Source organism: Oleiphilus sp. HI0080 (assembly GCF_001635135.1).
On record NZ_LWFU01000205.1, the window covers coordinates 1 to 16906 of the forward strand.

17 protein-coding genes and 1 tRNA gene are annotated in these 16906 nt (G+C 47.6%); 9 read left to right on the top strand and 9 right to left on the bottom strand.

Annotated features, from left to right (window positions below):
* The coding region (locus A3751_RS22525) for a hypothetical protein (RefSeq protein ID WP_197466116.1) at window positions 1-332 on the top strand (332 nt) is incomplete at its 5' end.
* A 5-nt stretch (window positions 333-337) separates the two neighbouring features.
* Window positions 338-1060, top strand: coding sequence for an ASCH domain-containing protein (locus A3751_RS21670; RefSeq protein WP_082863002.1), 723 nt, complete (start codon window positions 338-340; stop codon window positions 1058-1060).
* A gap of 7 nt (window positions 1061-1067) precedes the next feature.
* Here the strand turns inward: A3751_RS21670 and A3751_RS21675 are convergent, their stop codons facing one another.
* The 4 genes from A3751_RS21675 to A3751_RS02160 all read right to left on the bottom strand — a co-directional run bounded on the left by A3751_RS21675 (window position 1068) and on the right by A3751_RS02160 (window position 2975).
* Entirely contained in the window at window positions 1068-1271 is a 204-nt protein-coding gene (locus A3751_RS21675) for an AlpA family transcriptional regulator (protein WP_068465423.1), read from the bottom strand.
* A gap of 377 nt (window positions 1272-1648) precedes the next feature.
* A tRNA-Met gene (locus A3751_RS02150) sits at window positions 1649-1725 on the bottom strand.
* Window positions 1726-1913: 188 nt separating this feature from the next.
* Window positions 1914-2621 carry a DUF6279 family lipoprotein gene (locus A3751_RS02155; protein WP_156492202.1) on the bottom strand — a complete coding sequence of 236 codons (708 nt, stop codon included), beginning with the start codon at window positions 2619-2621 and terminating at the stop codon, window positions 1914-1916.
* A gap of 135 nt (window positions 2622-2756) precedes the next feature.
* Window positions 2757-2975 carry a hypothetical protein gene (locus A3751_RS02160; protein WP_068451569.1) on the bottom strand — a complete coding sequence of 73 codons (219 nt, stop codon included), beginning with the start codon at window positions 2973-2975 and terminating at the stop codon, window positions 2757-2759.
* 287 nt (window positions 2976-3262) lie between these two features.
* Here A3751_RS02160 and A3751_RS02165 point away from each other — a divergent pair, with 287 nt between their 5' ends.
* Window positions 3263-4003, top strand: coding sequence for a 2OG-Fe(II) oxygenase (locus A3751_RS02165; RefSeq protein ID WP_068451572.1), 741 nt, complete (start codon window positions 3263-3265; stop codon window positions 4001-4003).
* A gap of 3 nt (window positions 4004-4006) precedes the next feature.
* Here the strand turns inward: A3751_RS02165 and A3751_RS02170 are convergent, their stop codons facing one another.
* The 3 genes from A3751_RS02170 to A3751_RS02180 form a co-directional block, all read right to left on the bottom strand.
* Window positions 4007-4516 carry a hypothetical protein gene (locus tag A3751_RS02170; protein ID WP_068451574.1) on the bottom strand — a complete coding sequence of 170 codons (510 nt, stop codon included), beginning with the start codon at window positions 4514-4516 and terminating at the stop codon, window positions 4007-4009.
* A gap of 84 nt (window positions 4517-4600) precedes the next feature.
* Window positions 4601-4963, bottom strand: a complete 363-nt coding sequence (locus tag A3751_RS02175) for a DUF805 domain-containing protein (protein ID WP_068451577.1) — start codon at window positions 4961-4963, stop codon at window positions 4601-4603.
* Window positions 4964-5181: 218 nt separating this feature from the next.
* On the bottom strand, window positions 5182-7578 hold the full coding sequence (locus A3751_RS02180; protein ID WP_068491962.1) for a hypothetical protein: 2397 nt from the start codon (window positions 7576-7578) through the stop codon (window positions 5182-5184).
* A gap of 148 nt (window positions 7579-7726) precedes the next feature.
* Between A3751_RS02180 and A3751_RS02185 the strand changes: the two genes are divergently transcribed.
* The 5 genes from A3751_RS02185 to A3751_RS02205 all read left to right on the top strand — a co-directional run bounded on the left by A3751_RS02185 (window position 7727) and on the right by A3751_RS02205 (window position 13622).
* Complete coding sequence (locus A3751_RS02185; RefSeq protein ID WP_068451583.1) at window positions 7727-9844, top strand: flagellar hook-length control protein FliK; 2118 nt, start codon at window positions 7727-7729, stop codon at window positions 9842-9844.
* Entirely contained in the window at window positions 9841-10113 is a 273-nt protein-coding gene (locus A3751_RS02190; protein ID WP_068451586.1) for an EscU/YscU/HrcU family type III secretion system export apparatus switch protein, read from the top strand. Before A3751_RS02185 ends, A3751_RS02190 begins: the two co-directional genes overlap by 4 nt.
* Before the next feature lie 83 nt (window positions 10114-10196).
* Entirely contained in the window at window positions 10197-11258 is a 1062-nt protein-coding gene (locus A3751_RS02195) for a GGDEF domain-containing protein (RefSeq protein WP_068451589.1), read from the top strand.
* The gene (locus tag A3751_RS02200; protein WP_068451593.1) at window positions 11248-12234 is read left to right on the top strand and encodes a GGDEF domain-containing protein; all 987 of its coding nucleotides are present in this window, start codon (window positions 11248-11250) and stop codon (window positions 12232-12234) included. Before A3751_RS02195 ends, A3751_RS02200 begins: the two co-directional genes overlap by 11 nt.
* A gap of 20 nt (window positions 12235-12254) precedes the next feature.
* Complete coding sequence (locus A3751_RS02205) at window positions 12255-13622, top strand: bifunctional DedA family/phosphatase PAP2 family protein (RefSeq protein WP_068451596.1); 1368 nt, start codon at window positions 12255-12257, stop codon at window positions 13620-13622.
* Window positions 13623-13633: 11 nt separating this feature from the next.
* Here the strand turns inward: A3751_RS02205 and A3751_RS02210 are convergent, their stop codons facing one another.
* On the bottom strand, window positions 13634-14221 hold the full coding sequence (locus A3751_RS02210; RefSeq protein ID WP_068451599.1) for an LON peptidase substrate-binding domain-containing protein: 588 nt from the start codon (window positions 14219-14221) through the stop codon (window positions 13634-13636).
* A 239-nt stretch (window positions 14222-14460) separates the two neighbouring features.
* Between A3751_RS02210 and ilvD the strand changes: the two genes are divergently transcribed.
* Window positions 14461-16305 carry a dihydroxy-acid dehydratase gene (gene ilvD / locus A3751_RS02215; protein WP_068451602.1) on the top strand — a complete coding sequence of 615 codons (1845 nt, stop codon included), beginning with the start codon at window positions 14461-14463 and terminating at the stop codon, window positions 16303-16305.
* A gap of 137 nt (window positions 16306-16442) precedes the next feature.
* Here the strand turns inward: ilvD and A3751_RS02220 are convergent, their stop codons facing one another.
* Window positions 16443-16904: a dihydrofolate reductase gene (locus A3751_RS02220; RefSeq protein ID WP_231876821.1), complete on the bottom strand. Its 462-nt coding sequence runs from the start codon at window positions 16902-16904 to the stop codon at window positions 16443-16445.
* Window positions 16905-16906: the final 2 nt, after the last annotated feature.

Genomic DNA, 16906 nt, shown 5'->3' on the forward strand with positions numbered 1-16906 from the left:
GAGAAATATTAAAAAGTGCATTTCCTTTTACCGAGATGACCACGAAGTATATAGCGAGATATAACACTAAATCAGGTAAAGAGCTCGCTCTGGAGCGCGAGCGCACTGATGTTTTATATATCTGGTTACAAAAATACGATACCGACATCGAAGGCGTATCGATTCGTAATGAAAAATTCCCCGGGCAACCATACGACCGCAAGCAAACTCGCAATTCAAACCTCAATGACAAAAACACACAAAAATTGAAGCTGGGCAACAAGGCTTGGTATGTAAAAGTTGAAAGCCTTTCAGCATTGGAAGCTTTGATAGACTGGTATAAAGTAATTTAGACCATATGCATTTTTTATCTGCCATCATTTGGCTAATTATCTTGGGCGTAGTATCTGTCTTAACATCCATAGACTGGACTGTAATTGGAAAGATCATCCAGGTTATTTTGATCATCGGCGGAGGACTATTATTGTTTATTTTGTTGTTTGCACTATTTGCAAGACCAGTCGATAACAGCAAACACTCTGAGCAGACAGAATTAAGACTGGGGTATTCACAGGGAACTTTTTATAAATCAGCAGTTGGTACGAGAAAACCTAGACTCGAGTACGAACGCCCCGCTCTGGCTGAAACTGCAATTTTTGAAAAAGGGATCATTATCGATGAGCCTTGGATTGGAAAGATTCTCTCTGGGGAAAAGACATGGGAAATGCGCTCAACTGGCGCTCGCCATAGGGGACCGATAGCGCTCATAAAAAAGGGATCTAAAACGGTGTTTGGGATCGCGGAACTCTATGATTGTTCGGATCGCCTTTCTTTAGACGAACTAAAAGGATCTCAAGACCAACACTGCATTCCCGATTCAATTCTAGAAGCTCCGGATTACAAGTGGAACGTTGCCTGGAAGCTGAAGAACATACACCGATTAGATCAGCCCGTTCCTTATCAGCACAAAGGAGGTTCAACGATATGGGTCTCGCTGGACGAGCAAGCTAAGCTAGAAGTTTCAGAACAAGCTGACTTGCTGCTCGGCTCACCGCCACGGACTTATGACATATTCGATTAGTATATGATTAAGCTGACTCCCTGCTAGAAATCCATTCAACAACTTGGCTCTGACGCCAGCCAACAGATCTGGCGGTGAGTTTGACTTGCTTAGGGAACTGCTCCTTGCGTACGAGTTCATAGATTGTCGAGCGCCCGAGTCCGGTAATTTCGCATACTTCCTTCAACCTGAGTATGTGATCGATACCGGCTAAATAACTTCTCTGTTCCATGTGCCATCCTCATAGATTCAATTACGTCGATATAGAGGGCACTGCACTCGAGTTAGAACCCTCTAGCTTTTCTACGCTACGTAACGCCGTAGTCACGCAGGGCTTTTTATCTAAGTTCGGCTGAGGGGGAATTCAAGGTTTCGCGGACAATAAAATATACTTTTTAGTGAGACGAGAAGATATCGCTGACTTGTTATGACTGTTATCTCGGCGAACAACGACCGAACTGACGTTCAGATAAACAGAGTTAGCAACGCGCTGAAAAACAGCGATCGTTGCTATGGGCACAGAATGGGCACAATTTGGGCACAACCTATTTTTGTGCCCAGAAATTAAAAAAGGCAAACCAGTAAGTCACTGATTTGCCTTTCTTTTATTGGTAGCGGGGGCCGGATTTGAACCGACGACCTTCGGGTTATGAGCCCGACGAGCTACCAGGCTGCTCCACCCCGCATCAAAACTTTTTGCTTGTTTCTAGCTGGTACTAGACTCAAGGAGCTGAGAGATATTAAGTGGCGACCGTTTCGCCCTCCCTCAACACGGCGCGAATAGTATAGTTACGACCGCTCGTGGTCAAGGGTATTTTCTGTTTTTTTATAATTTCTTTTCTGAATGGTCAAATAACAATCAGGAGAGCCAGTGTCACCCACCCTCTAAAACCTCCCTTAGCTCATCGATCCAATCTTGAAGCTCGTCAGCAGCCCTCTCTTTTTGGCGCTCAGTTAAACTTGGAACAAGCTCAATAAGGGCACTTTCTAGCTGCTGCCGATTCGTTTGACGAGAAGATGCGTACTCTTCAGTCCACCAAATTGATGGATCTCGAATCCAGGGTTCGATAACCGACACCTGCTGCTTAAGAATACTCGAGTTAAACTCGCCAACCCAATGCCGTGTATTCTCAACCCTTACGTCTCGCTCATTCTTCAGCAACTGAACATTCCGACGCACCATGGCAACCTGCACGTCATTTAGATCGCCAAACCAGTTTTCCAGACGTTCGATACGAGAGTCCTCCTTATCCTCTTCGCTCTCAAGCGATTCGAACCAATCTTCTGATTTATCATCGATATACGCACCAAAAGCAGACAAGTTATCTTCTCCAAGTTCAACAGCAACAGGGGCAAGTCGCGGTGCGAGCTCATTGAGAAACTTCGCATTGTGAAACTCCAAGGTATCGAACAGATCGCTAATCTGCTCTGAAGAAGCACTCTCGCTCCACTCTTGCTTCGCTGCTTGGAGATCAACAAGCAAATGCGGGAACCCTTCTTCTTCAAACCAAATTTTCATCTGCTCGGCAACGTGCTCAACCTGAACCTCTTGCTCATCGGTCAAATCAAACATTCTGGACATTTGCCAAGAACTCAACCAAGGCAATCGTTCAAAGAAAAAGCTAAAGGTAGAGCAACTGCTGACGGAGAAACTCAGCAACAGAATGAGCGAAAATCTGATGATTGCGCGCAGAGAAACCATGTATCGTCTTCCAGACTATGCTTTCAGATTGTTACGTTTATCGAGGCGATTTGGCTCTTCGATCGAGCCACCGCTCACCTCTAAGTTAAAAGGCTCCGCAGCGCACTGCTTTAATTGCGGCGCAGCACTGAAATCAAATCCGGAATGATCGCCCAATTGTTCTGGGTCATACCGCGTGCCACAGCCCGCTTTGATAATTTTCGCGTTATCCACTTCGCCACATTTTGGTTTCATCGACCCGCTTCGCTCACAGCATCTGAAATTCGATTTGGATTTAGCTTAACACCAGAAGCGTTGAAAGCATGCATACCTCTCACTCCATTAGTGCAGTGGCGCAACATTCTGTTCCATAAAGAAGCCTCCATAACATCAAACCATTCTTTTGTTTCATCAGTAGAACGCTGAAACCAAAAGCAAACGCTTCCAATACAAAACGCAATCTATACACTGCACAGAAAATTTGGTTGAAGTTTTCCATTTAGATAGCGATTTATCGCTGCTGTATTTACTAGGGATAAACCATGCAACAACGAGCATACGTACCGACTTTTCATTTCGATACTACGAAGCCATGTTACTGCCGTTCGCAAAAGCTCTTTGGCGAATGCTGCGGCAAAGACAGCGAAGAAAAAGCCCCACCAAGCAATATTAAAGTGGTCAATAATTTCTTAAGCGCTGCCGAGTGCAATAGTTTTCTTCGCTTCGCTGAGAAGCAAAAACGAGAATGGCTGACCGTCGTTGACTCGGAAAAGTCGACCGAAAACAAGCGCGTTTTCAAACGTCACGAAAGCCGCGTCACTCAGAACGTAGATTTGGGCAAGAAACGCCAACTCGCGAACGAGTGGTTTAAAAAAGCATGCGCAGAGCACGTGGTTCAGCTTTCGGGCGGCATTTCTGCTCAGTGGTTTGAAGAGGCCCAGCTGCTCCGCTATGGACCTGGTGGAAAGTACGGCATGCATGCTGACTCAGACCTTTTCTGCCAACAAGCCAAACAATTCTACCGATTTATAGACCGTGACTTTAGCATGCTGATTTATCTAAATGATGACTACGTTGGCGGTAGACTAAAATTTAATGGATTGAATTTCGAATACCAGCCCAAGCGCGGTGATCTCGTGATCTTTCCTTCCAACCACGTGTTTTCCCATGAGTCGCTCCCCATTGAGCAAGGAAAGAAATTTGCATTGGTGAGCTGGGGAGCATTCCCAGGGACACCAAGGGTGTCTCAACCTAGAAGCATTGTCCCTATGATGAGAAGCTAGCCGCTACCCTTCAATCCCGAGGGTGTCCAAAAGCATTTTCTTACCCTCGGAGGTTGCATGCTCGGCGAGCGCATCCATATCTTCTTTTGCAGATTCAGCACACGCTTGCATATCGAACTCTGATTGCTGCAAATTTAGCAGCGCACGCTCGTTTTCCAGATCTTCTAAGTAATCGCAGTAATCCTCTACCTCAAGACCAATGGTCGTCACCACCACCGCGGCGGTTCCAAAACTTAACGCCGCGGCTGATCCGACAACGAGCTTCTTTCCAGTTCGCTTTAAAAATCGCGTATGTGCCTTCGCACGTTTTGATTTATTTCGCTTTTTTACCTGGCTCACAATTCGCTGAGAGGTTTTCAATTTGCTTAGAACTTGTGCATCCACTGCAGCAAGCCCAAAACCGGCAAGAATGCTTGCAAAGGAAAACTTGAGCACCAGAATGATCGTTGCGGCCGTTCCTACTACTGAAGCGACAGCGGCAATCAGAACCGCCTTTCTCTTTCCTATCGACACCGTTTACTTCCTATCAAACCCTTTTGCGCCCCATGAGACTAGCGTGTTTTGGGAACATGCAAATCAACGCAAGCCACCAAGCTCTCACGCTACCGGATCTTGTCCAAAACGATTGCTCCCCTCATCTCCCTTCAAAACGTAGAAAATTAACAGAACAATCCAACCAATAATGGGTAGAAACAACAAAAGCAGCCACCAGCCGGAACGGCCAGTATCATGCAAGCGTCGCACAGACAAAGCGACCGTCGGAAGCAACACGAGCAAGCTGTATAGAGAATGTAAAAAGCCTACCTGTGTTTCCGGATCGTAGTTACCCATTTGTCTATCAATCATAATAAAGCACGAGCCGACGATCGTGCTGATAAGCACAAAAAACCAGTACTCTTTTCGGCGCGACCTTCCCTCGAACACAGCGTATTTTTTAAGTACTGTTAAATACCAATTCATACATACCCCTTTGGTTTTTGCTTGTAAGAATCATAGCTCAACTAAAGGTGAATAGGGGCTGAAGCGATGCTTCAAGGTGAAAGGGGTCGACATTTGAGAGAAAAATCCGCTTGCACCTTAGCTCGGCGAGCACCATGGGCAAAGAGCGTAACCGATTGCGTTAAGGCATGAAGCGCGCATGCCCCTTGCGAGCAGGAATAGATACGCCCAGACAGAGACTATTGCTGTCTTCTGGAGCCAGTAACGCGAATAATCTGATCCATATTTTCATTGATGTACAGTTCATCCTGTTGTCGCACAGAGCTACCGCCAACAAACTCTTCCGCGGTTAACGAAACAGCGCCTTCGCTATCCCGAAGCACCATCGATCCCGGCACTGACTCGACAACTCCTTGCAACTGACCTTCAGAGATAGAACTCAACGTTCTTGATCCAGGTGCATCCAACTTATACATTTTTGGGTTTCCTAAAACCCCTTCGTCCTTGGTGTAACTCTGGGAAGGACTGTTGCTAGAAAACTGACGATCTTCGCTAACCAACACCCGTATCTCTCTCTGTAAACCGTTTACATCATCGATGCTGATCACAGGCAGCCATTTCGCATCGTGCGTTGCAGATTCTACCTGGAGAGTCTTTGGGTTAATTTGGTTCGTGTCTATGCAGACCTCATTCGCAATGTCTGTGGCCGAACAATACAAGGCTCGGCTTTCGAAAAGGTACTTACCTTCGCGACAAGTTCCCGCATTGATATCGAACGAAGTACATTCTTCAGACGTGCCCTCCTCAAGCTTCGCGAAATTGCACTGTACTGGAGAAAAACCTTTGTAGCAGATGTTACTGGTTTTCAAACCGAGGATATTCGAGGTGATATAAATATTATCGTCCTGAATAATCGGCTTTGCTATGGATTGCACAAGCCGCTTACCTAGCAATAGACTCTCTCTGACGGTCGCTGGAGCCGTCGCTGGCTGATTATAATCGTAGAGCACGAGAGCATCTCTCTCCGACAAGCGGACGTTCATCAGCAATTTATTATCATAAATCTGAAAATCGAGATCCCTCATATGATCCGCGTAGTACTGCAGAAATGCGGTAAATGCGACGTCGTTTGCTGGATCATCGAGTTCATTTAGATCCTGATATCTCTCTGGCGTACACAAATCTTCTGCTGGCGTATTCTGAACTTGTTCGGCTGCGGTTACACAGTAATCGGTCAAATCGACTGGAAAACTGCACCCTAACCCGACGTCACACCCGGTAGTCACCTGCCAAGATGTACCGCCTACATCATTCGCTGCATCACATGCCGTCTCATCAGCATCATAGCGGCAATCCTGAGTTTCAAACTGAGAAAATTCGAAATCATCTGTTGTCGCCTCTACGGTACTTTCAAGGCTTGTAACAAACTCGTAGGTTTTAACCGGCGTGGGCACGGTTGAACCCAAGGTATAATCAAGGTGGAAAAATTTCCCGGCATCAAAGAAAACGAGGTCGTTATCGTCGAAAACAAACTCGACTTTCGCAACATCCCCAGCGCTTTCCTCAAGCTGGTACACGCGATCAGAAAACAAGGTATCTGTATCTACTGCGCCAAATAGCTCATGCCCTTCAAAAACAAACACATCACGACCCATTTGCAATAAATGATGTGTATCTTCTAACGCATCAACATCGAAAAGATAAGGGTATACTCCCTCCGTACCGAAGACCGAACCGAATGACTCCAGGGCACGCTGTTGCGTCCACTGTAACGCGCCATTCTCATCCCAAAAGTTCAGGGTTCTCTGGTCATTATCGTCTCTGCCCCAACCTAAATAACCGTATCTAAAAAGGCCATCTGCTCCCACATATGCAACGACTGGCTGACTTAACGCTTTTGCTTCCGACACAGCCGGCCTTTGCTTTGTCTTACAGTCGGATGCTGTACTTTTGCCACCTTCCTCTGAAACGCAAATATCGACATTATCTGCGTTTTCGTCAAAGTTCATCGCCACTTTGAAATAATTGCGGAACACGCTCACATTCGAACATGGATCGTTAACGCTGGTATCGTAAACCACTTCCACGTAGACAAATGGAGCGTCTAGTTCAAAGATCTCATCCGTTGTATTGTCCACTGGCACGACTTCGTAACGAGTACTTGGGATGATCCGGCAAATCTCGCCGTTCCAACTCGTCAGACGTCGAGCACTATTCGCGACCATATCTACCTGAAACAATCCGCCCTTGTTTGCAAATACAAGAAGTTCTCTGGACATCGAGGCATCTATCTCGGTATCAAGATACTGGTACATGCCATCACTCATCTCGAATAACTGATCCGGATTCGATCCCTCCGTGACAATATTGGAATCACATCCTGACTCCTCAATCACCTGTTGCGGATCGTAGTTCAAGATGGATAGTTCAGGAGAGGTTTGACAGCCATACAAGCCAAAAAACACTTCTTTTAATGGATCAAGCTCTTCATCTTTGATATTCGGAGGAGTCGTCGGCAAATCAAATTCAGGAGGCTCTTGGAGGTCAGCAACGTCTGCACAGGCAAAAATAAAAACACTCGACACAACGAGTATACATATTCTCAAAAAACGCAGAGTATGAGCTTTACGCAGCACGGATATTCCCTTGTTGTTAGATTCTGACCAGAAAACTCGGCTATTATATCGACATTAAGCGCTTAAATAAGCGACAACACTGGCTATTGCGAGCGTTATCACACAAACAATGATGGGTTAGCGAAGCAATCGGCATTAGAGGTCTGACTTGGACATACCTAAACAGCCAATTCCACCGTCAAGCAGCAAAGTCAGCGCAACGGAATCGATTACGCCAGTAAAAAGTCCTGCCAGAGCGGGAACAACAACCAGCTCCAACACCAATTCAAACTTTCAACGCGTACCTCTTTCAAACCTCCCGTCCATCGCAAGCAATGCCGTACCACTTGACGCGCTGGCACTTCCAGTCGGCGAGCAAGTAGCGGCAAAAGTCGTTGGCGAATTGAAAGAGAATGCCTTGATTGTAGGAAAGGATGTAGAGCTTCCCAGAAAAGACCAGCCCCCAAAAAAGTTAGCAAGCCTAGAAGAGGCACTCAAAACACCAGAAAGATTTCAAAACAATCCCAATGAGGCCCGCCAACAAGGTGCGCCGAAAGAATGGCTGCTACAGATCGGAAATAAATATTTAGTAGTAGAAACAGCATCAAACCTAGATTCAGGAAAACTTCTCGCCGTCACCCTTAACAGCCAAGGCGGAATCGCAGTGACGAATCCAGCGGCCGCAGCTGATGCACAACCAAAAGACCAGATCGAAAACCTCCTCAGGCAAGCGATCACTCGGGCCTTACCGCAGCAAACGAGTCTCTCTTCAGGGTTTAACAGCCTAACGAATGCCTCTGAAATACCCAGCGGCCAAGCAAGACCGGTCTCCTCAGCTCAGCTAATAGCAAAACTCATCATCGTACTTACTCAAGAGCGCATCCCAAATAGTGACACCCTTGCCCAGCTATATAAATCGCTCGCTGCAGCCATGCTCTCGAACAAAAGTCAGAGCATGAGTCCTGCGCAGAGCAATGATCTACAAAACACGGTTGAGAGCTGGATTAAAAGTAGTGGCATCATGTTCGAAGCGACTCAATTAGTGCAACTAAGCACATCTATCAAAGCACTAAAAACACAAAGCACCGATCTCGCAATCATTTGGAAGGCAATAAGCCTAGCCGATCAGAGCGGCGCTAAAAGTAGCGAGAACCTAATCAGGGCCGCCGATGCAATGTTGAACTATTTAAATGCGCAACAAGCAGGCTTTGCGGATTCCGGCGCAAAAATTGGGCAACTTTTGCAGGCACTAGATAGCGCCCAAGCTCCCGGCAAAATCACCGATACGTTGCAAGGGTACCAACGCGCACTGCAAGCCATAAATAGTTCAGCCGAGACAATCATGAAGGTGTTCCGTTCGATAGGAAATGCCCCAGAGATTTTGTCTAACGAGCGAATGCAACTCTCACTGGAGCAAGCGCTCACTAACTACACAAACTACTCTCAGAAAGCGCTTTCGTCACTCTCACAACTTGCTGCGCAGTTATCTACTTACTCTCCAAAAAACAGTGGAACATCACAAGATATCAACACTCAAGCGTTCTTTGAGGTCGCACTTCAGCAACTACCGCTAACACACTCAATCCCGCCAGATCTGAAGGCCTTGCTGCAAAGTGTTGCTCTCGGACTAAAAGCCGCGTTGTCAGACACTAATACGTCCAATCTAGCAGGAGAGTCGAAGCTTGATCTACGAGGCTCGCTTGAAACAACGCTGCTCAACAAGCCTTTTGATTTTCCTCAGTTCGACAAAAGCGTTTTAAAGGCCCAGGCAATGTTGGCCGACCAAGAACTGACGACGGGACAAATGCTGAAGCTCATTGCGGGCATGCTTAACCGCATTCAGTTCAATCAAGCGAACAGTCTATTGCAAGCGCAGGCAAATGCTGACAGCGGAACAACTCAATCTTGGAACATGGAGCTGCCTTATTTTCATGAGCAACAAATTCAAACCCTTCAGTTGCGAATCGATCAACATCAAGCGAAGCACTCCAAGTCCAATGAAGAGCAGCCTGATCAGCAACGATCTTGGACGATCGAGCTGAGCTTTGACTTCGAAGGTATCGGCCCACTCCATATTAAGGCAGAGCTCGCGCCACCAAAATTGAAGACCGAGATTTGGGTTGCAAATAACGAGGTAAAAACCATTGTAGCTGGAGAGCAAGCACTGTTCATCAAACGCTTGCAAGAAGCGGGCTTAGAGGTCGAGCCGCCAACGTGTCACATTGGTGCACCCGAGCGAAAGCATAAAGCACATATTAAACAAGGCCTAGTGGACATACACGCATGAATCACCTGCCGAAAGCCGTTGCGCTGCACTACGACGAAGAACACGCCCCTAAAGTCGTCGCAAGCGGAGAGGGGGACATCGCTCGCGAAATCATGGAGATTGCCAGAGAACACGGCGTACCGCTCTACGAAAACCCAGACTTAGTTGCGGTATTGGCCCGCCTAGAGCTGGGAGAGGAAATACCTGACGTTTTATACAGGGTGATTGCTGAAATTATCGCCTTTGCATTTTATATTCAGGGACGCACTCCAAAAGATTTTTCGGAATAGTCGACATCAAACCATGCAAGAAGCCCACTTTGGGTTTATGATTATGCGATAACTAGAAGCTCTGCGAGCACAAACTTTAAAACATGTCTCAACCCGATAACACGACACTAACCCATTCTCCCGCATATGCGGCCGCGATCCTGATGAGCGGGCTTAGCTCCGTGCTCAGTCTGATCGAGGGCCAGTTTGCACTCGCACTGCTGCTTGCCGGATTTACAATACTGCTTGTTCTATCTCGTTTAGGTAAGCTCCTTTCGCCAAAAATAACCCAGAGGCTCAATCAGTTTGGGGCCAAAAGCAAGGCCAATGAGAGCCCCGAAGCAAGCACGCCAAGAAAGCTATCGATCATTCTGTCTATACTGACTTTAGCCATTTTATGGGCCTCTCCGCGCCAAAGTGGCATTTGGATCTACACCCTGCCGCTCATGCTCATGTTCTTTTTCGAGTTTAGAGTAGCCGTTCCAATCTTAATCGCTACAAGCCTGCTCTCGGTTGGCCTAATCGCTTGGCATGATTCGCCACTCGTATACGTTCAGGCCGTACCAAACTACGTTTTATTCCTGGGAGCAGCATGCGCTTTGGTCTATTTGAGAGAACTTCGACGCCGTCAGCTCAAGCCTCTGCGTCGAACAGATAATCTCAGCGATGCCGCCTCTCGACAGCATCTTGACCAGGACCTTGAGAAAGAGATTCAACGCAGCGAACGGGAAGGGAGCGACGTTAGCCTCATTGCAATTAGCCTTGATGATTCAACAACACAAACCTTCACCAACAAAGATCATGACCTTGCACAGATAGAAATCGGCAAACTACTACATAACAATCTACGTATTTTTGATAGCTATTATCGTTTAGAGCAGCACCACTTTTTGGTTGTCCTGCCTCATACAAACTCCAAGCAAGCAGTCAAAATTGCGGACTCATTGCGGATCAAAATCAAGCAGCAGGTTCGGCTAGGTGGAACCAACGTAACCACAAGCATGGGAATCGCAAGCCTCAATGTTGGCGATGATAGCCTCTCGCTTTTACAAAACGCGCGCACCGCACTCGAAAAATCGCGGCAACGAGGAGGCGATCAATCCTACCTTATTCACGAGCGAGATCTGAAAGCACACGTTAGCGCGGAGTCGAGCGATGAAGACTGAAGTTCAGCTACAAAGTCAAGTTATTGGAATCCTCTATCTACTTGCGGCCATCATAATGGCCGTTCTTGGAGTCCAGAATTACAGGTATGGCATGTATGAGTTAGTCTACAGTGCCAGTCTGATCAGTCTGATTTTTTTGGGTATCGCCTGCTACACGAAGTTCGCTTATCAGATCACTAACCTTGAGCGGGCCAATTTAGCTGCGCTATGCACGGTACTTTTTATCGTGATGTGGCAGGGACTAAGCAGCGCGGCCGATATGATGTACTGGGTTATTCCTCTAGGCCTGTTTACCTACATTGCCCTGCCCCTAAAACAAGCGCGCATCCTCAATATTGTTGTGCTTTGCTGTTTCGCCTTACTCTTATTTTTGCAACAGCCACTGCTTAATGCATTTATGTTTTGTACTAGCTATCTACTTATGATGGCATTTGGTGGAACCTTCGCCGCGCTCCACCAACAGCGCAGTCGCACGCTCGTCGAGCTCGCAATTCATGAGCCGGTCACGGGTGCATATAACATGCGGCACTTAGAAGATACACTAACCAAAGAAATCTGCCGTTCGGGACGTACCGAGAAACCATTGTCGATGGTAGCGCTCGAGATTGACTACTTCGAACAAGTCGAGGACATGCATGGCCTCACCGCTAAGCAGCAATTGCTGCAACAGGTGGCTGATACACTTCAAGGCATGATTCGGGCGGGCGATAGCCAGTACTTTGATGCAGAGCAGCGCTACTACCTTTTACTACCTTGCACACCCGAGGAAGGCGTACTGGTCATAGCGGAGCGCATCCGCCGCACCATTGAAGAGAGCTCATGGCCTACCATCGAAAGCATTACCGTTAGCTTGGGGTGCTGCACTTACCTCCCGAGTAAAGGCGAAAAAACAGCGTCCGAGGTTCTTCAAAGTGCGCATACTGCTCTAGCAGAGGCTCATCGCAATGGCCATAATCGAGTTATGCTTCACGATTAACACACCTTGATTTGCATTAAATGGACCTAGCCCAACTAAATCTCTGGCTTGCGGAGCACTCGAGTCTCATCCTCCCTGCCGTTGCTGTCATCGCATTTGTTGAATCATTCGCAATTGCTGGCATCGTCGTACCGGGCGTCGCCTTGCTATTTTCAATCGCAGCAATTGCAAGCCTCAGTCACATTCCTGTAGAAAGCGTCTTAATTGCCGCCTTCTTAGGCGCGGTCGCCGGAGATGTGCTGAGCTTTTTTATTGGTCGAGCCTTCCATGACAGGCTCACAAACGTCTGGCCGTTTTCTCGCTACCCTGATGCGCTCTCTCAAGGAGAACGCTTCTTTAATAAGTATGGCACCATCAGCGTGGTCATAGGCCGATTTGTCGGACCTTTACGTCCCGTATTACCGCTCACCGCAGGCATGCTGCAAATGCCCTCAGCGAAATTCATTACCATTAATATTCTCTCTGCCTGCGCTTGGGCTCCAGCTTACATATTGCCGGGATACCTTGGAGCCGAATTTTCCCAAAATGCCTTCGCAAATGAACATGCGGGCTTGAGTGCTTGGCTTGTCGTTTGTCTGATACTCACAGCCTTACCATGGCTTGTTACGCTGAAACTCGTATCGATCCCCTTTAAGCAGAAGCATGTTCTTCTCGCAAACCTTAGCTATTCCATAATTGGTTTTCTTACAATCACGAGCCTCGTCATACTGGGAGCATTTGACCGCCTGGATGTATGGCTGTTTTCGCTTGTCAGCGCTTTGCGTAACGATACTCTTGATGCGCTGCTCGTCGCGACTACGTTAATTGGCGATCAGTTACTGCTCACGTTGCTCTTTCTGATTTGTGTCGCTTTATTGTTAACTCAAAAACAATCAAAACTGGCGATGACGTTAGCATTAGCAGGCATAAGTGCCAGCATTTGCACCCACCTATTAAAGTATGGCTTGAATCTATCCCGACCGGATTTAGTCGTCGGAAAACTGAGCACCGCATCGTTCCCCAGCGGACACACAAGCGGCTTCTCAATTTTTGCAGGCACGCTCGCTGGATTAATTCTACACACTAAAGAGAAGGTGCATTACGCAATTCGCTCCATCATTATATGCGTCATATTTCTGGTCGCGAGTTCGCGCGTTTTGCTGGGCGTTCATTGGCTAAGCGATGTTTTAGCAGGCTTGCTGCTTGGAAGCGCAATTGTTAGCGCGGCACTGTGGCTTGGATCTCGTTTCTCTTCGTTGAGCGACGCAAAATGCCTGCATCAAAATCCCTCGGAGCAAGCAGTTCCTCAGGCAAATTGGCGGCAAATTTTAGTCAGTATTCTCTTGGTGTCACTTCTCTACCAAAGCCTTCTGTTTGATACAGCAATGCGGTTTTATTCAGTGCGCTAAACAAACATGACTCAAGAAGAGAGCTCGGCAAGCTGATCGGATATTTTTTGGAGTCGGTAAATAGGATCGTCTAGTTCGAATAGATATTGCTTTTGCGGATTCTCCAAGGGCAACAGCTCCGTCAGACGAAATCCGACTTGCTGGCTATCTTCAAAATCAATCATCAAGTTTAAGTCGTTCACACTCGGGTGCTGAACCAAGGCCTTCAAAACCTGCCGAAGCTCTTCGTATTTATCGGGTACCGGGACATTTTGCGCAACCTCTTCGGGATAACCAACTTCTGACACCTCCGCCCGCCAAAGACCATCTTCAGCTAAATCCGCATTAACGATTCTAATTGCACGCCGACCTTCAGCAATGATATGCAACACTCCGTCACTGCCTGCGTCAAAATCTACGATCTTTGCTAAAGTACCTTGCTCATAAAACGGCAGACCAAAACTCTCTGGAGAATCAGACTTCAGCAGTACAACGACAAAGCCACTATCGCTTTTTAAGCAATTTTTTATCATATCCAAGTAGCGAGGCTCAAAAACCCGCAACGGAAGTTTCCCCCCCGGACATAGAACTGCATTTAAAGGAAATAGAGGCACATTCATCCAAAACACCTTGTTAGAAACATAAGCTCAAAAACTTGCTAAAGAGAAGCAAAATGACGACAGCGAGTTCTTGAGCACAGGATAGGCGATCACCTTTCGATCCGCCAAGAGTAAATCGCAAAATACAGGATTTTGCGCCGCTCTTAACGTCGATGGCTGCTTACCGAGAAAGATTTCTGATAAGCTAAGCCCCCAACAAACTCAACACGTATTATTCGTCACTTTTCAAGAGATAGATCATGCCAACATATCGCTCAAAAACCTCAACTCATGGCCGAAATATGGCCGGTGCTCGTGCTCTTTGGCGCGCCACAGGAATGCAGACGGAAGATTTTGAGAAACCGATCATTGCGATTGCGAACTCGTTCACCCAGTTTGTGCCTGGCCACGTCCACTTAAAGGACATGGGCCAACTCGTTGCTCGCCAGATTGAAAAAGCTGGCGGCGTCGCAAAAGAGTTCAATACAATCGCCGTTGATGACGGCATCGCGATGGGCCATGACGGCATGCTCTACAGCCTTCCTTCTCGTGAAATCATCGCAGATTCTGTCGAATATATGGCGAATGCACACTGTGCAGACGCGCTCGTTTGCATCTCGAACTGTGACAAGATTACGCCCGGAATGCTCATGGCCGCACTGCGTCTCAATATCCCTGTTGTATTTGTTTCTGGCGGCCCAATGGAGGCAGGAAAGACGAAACTAAGCGAGCACAAACTCGACTTGGTCGATGCGATGGTTATTGCTGCAGACGACACGGCCGATGACGAAACGGTTGCAGAGTACGAGCGAAGCGCCTGCCCAACCTGTGGCTCATGTTCCGGAATGTTCACCGCAAATTCCATGAACTGTCTAACCGAGGCAATCGGTCTGTCTCTGCCGGGCAATGGTACAACATTGGCAACGCACTCAGATCGAGAGCAGCTATTTTTGCGTGCCGCCGACATCATAGTGGACATTACACGTCGCTACTATGAGCAGGATGACGAGTCTGTTCTTCCTCGCTCAATCGCTAACCACAAAGCATTCGAAAACGCCGTCGCCCTCGACGTCGCCATGGGCGGTTCAACCAATACCATTTTGCACCTGCTCGCTGCCGCTCAAGAAGCAGAGCTTGATTTTACGATGAAAGACATCGACGAGTTGAGTCGGCGTATCCCGCAACTTTGTAAGGTCGCACCAAACTCGCCAAAATATCACATTGAAGACGTGCATCGCGCAGGTGGCATCATGGCGATATTAGGTGAGCTGGATAGAGCCGGTATCTTGCATACCGATACGCCTACCGTTCATGCTCCGACCATGAAAGATGCGTTAGCACAATGGGACATCATGCAAAACAACTCGCCAGAGGTCGCCGAGTTTTTCAAAGCGGGCCCCGCAGGCATCCCAACACAAACCGCTTTCAGCCAGTCTACCCGCTGGCCGAGCCTTGACGGAGATCGTAAAGAAGGTTGTATCCGATCGATCGAAAATGCCTTCTCACTAGAAGGCGGCTTAGCGATTCTGTACGGCAACATAGCCACTGACGGTTGCGTCGTAAAAACCGCCGGCGTTGACGAATCCATTCATGTTTTCTCAGGAAAAGCGAAGATATTTGAAAGCCAAGACTCCGCGGTTAAAGGCATCTTAAACGATGAAGTCGCAGAGGGAGATGTTGTGATTATTCGTTATGAGGGCCCCAAGGGCGGACCTGGAATGCAAGAGATGCTCTACCCTACGAGCTATCTAAAATCGAAAGGTCTTGGTAAAGCTTGCGCTCTTCTAACTGACGGTCGTTTCTCTGGCGGTACGTCTGGCCTTTCTATTGGACACTGCTCACCAGAAGCCGCCGCGGGTGGCGCGATTGGTTTGATCGAAGAGGGTGACATTATTGAAATCAATATCCCCGAGCGGAGCATCAATGTAAAACTGAGCGATGCGGAGCTTCACGCTCGTCGAGAAACGATGGATGCCAAAGGTAAAGATGCCTGGAAGCCGCTTGAGACGAGAACCCGAAAAGTATCGGGCGCCTTGAAAGCCTATGCATTGCTTGCAACAAGTGCAGACAAAGGCGGTGTGCGTAATCTGGATATGCTCGACTAACCAAGGAAAGCCGGAACAGGACGAAGAATGAGAACGCTCGCGACTTATTCTTCGTGCTTTCAAGCCTCCACCGATTCGCGCGCTTCATCAAGCTCAGTCATCGCTAACAGACGAGCAAACAGCTAAAACCGGAATCGCTATTTGCGATCGTAAACCACAAAACTGTAATCGTAGGGATTGGGGTCTGCTGCCGAAAAATCCTCGCGACCGATTTCATGCCAATCCGCGGGATCAAATTTAGGAAAATAGGCATCGCCATCAACATGCGCGTGCACTTCCGTTAAATACATTCGATCGACTAACGGCAACGCACTCTGATAAATTTGATCGCCGCCGATAATCATTAACTCTTCTCGACCATCAATCTCGGCAATAGACTCTGCCAGTTCAAAGGCCTCTTCTAACGAATGCACCGCCCGAACACCGTCTGCCGACCAATCAGTATTTCGCGTAACCACAATATTGGTTCGCCCTGGAAGGGGCTTACCAATCGATTCAAACGTCTTTCTGCCCATGACAATCGGCAAGCCCATCGTCACCTGTTTGAAGTATTTTAAATCGTTGGGAAGATACCAAGGCAGCTTGTTATTTCGACCAATCA

Bases quoted from the DNA above. Each gene is read 5' to 3' on its own strand.
- A3751_RS21670 (WP_082863002.1), top strand. From the start codon at position 338: ATGCATTTTTTATCTGCCATCATTTGGCTAATTATCTTGGGCGTAGTA.
- A3751_RS21675 (WP_068465423.1), bottom strand. From the start codon at position 1,271: ATGGAACAGAGAAGTTATTTAGCCGGTATCGATCACATACTCAGGTTG.
- A3751_RS02155 (WP_156492202.1), bottom strand. From the start codon at position 2,621: ATGTCCAGAATGTTTGATTTGACCGATGAGCAAGAGGTTCAGGTTGAG.
- A3751_RS02160 (WP_068451569.1), bottom strand. From the start codon at position 2,975: ATGAAACCAAAATGTGGCGAAGTGGATAACGCGAAAATTATCAAAGCG.
- A3751_RS02165 (WP_068451572.1), top strand. From the start codon at position 3,263: ATGCAACAACGAGCATACGTACCGACTTTTCATTTCGATACTACGAAG.
- A3751_RS02175 (WP_068451577.1), bottom strand. From the start codon at position 4,963: ATGAATTGGTATTTAACAGTACTTAAAAAATACGCTGTGTTCGAGGGA.
- A3751_RS02190 (WP_068451586.1), top strand. From the start codon at position 9,841: ATGAATCACCTGCCGAAAGCCGTTGCGCTGCACTACGACGAAGAACAC.
- A3751_RS02195 (WP_068451589.1), top strand. From the start codon at position 10,197: ATGTCTCAACCCGATAACACGACACTAACCCATTCTCCCGCATATGCG.
- A3751_RS02200 (WP_068451593.1), top strand. From the start codon at position 11,248: ATGAAGACTGAAGTTCAGCTACAAAGTCAAGTTATTGGAATCCTCTAT.
- A3751_RS02205 (WP_068451596.1), top strand. From the start codon at position 12,255: ATGGACCTAGCCCAACTAAATCTCTGGCTTGCGGAGCACTCGAGTCTC.
- A3751_RS02210 (WP_068451599.1), bottom strand. From the start codon at position 14,221: ATGAATGTGCCTCTATTTCCTTTAAATGCAGTTCTATGTCCGGGGGGG.
- ilvD (WP_068451602.1), top strand. From the start codon at position 14,461: ATGCCAACATATCGCTCAAAAACCTCAACTCATGGCCGAAATATGGCC.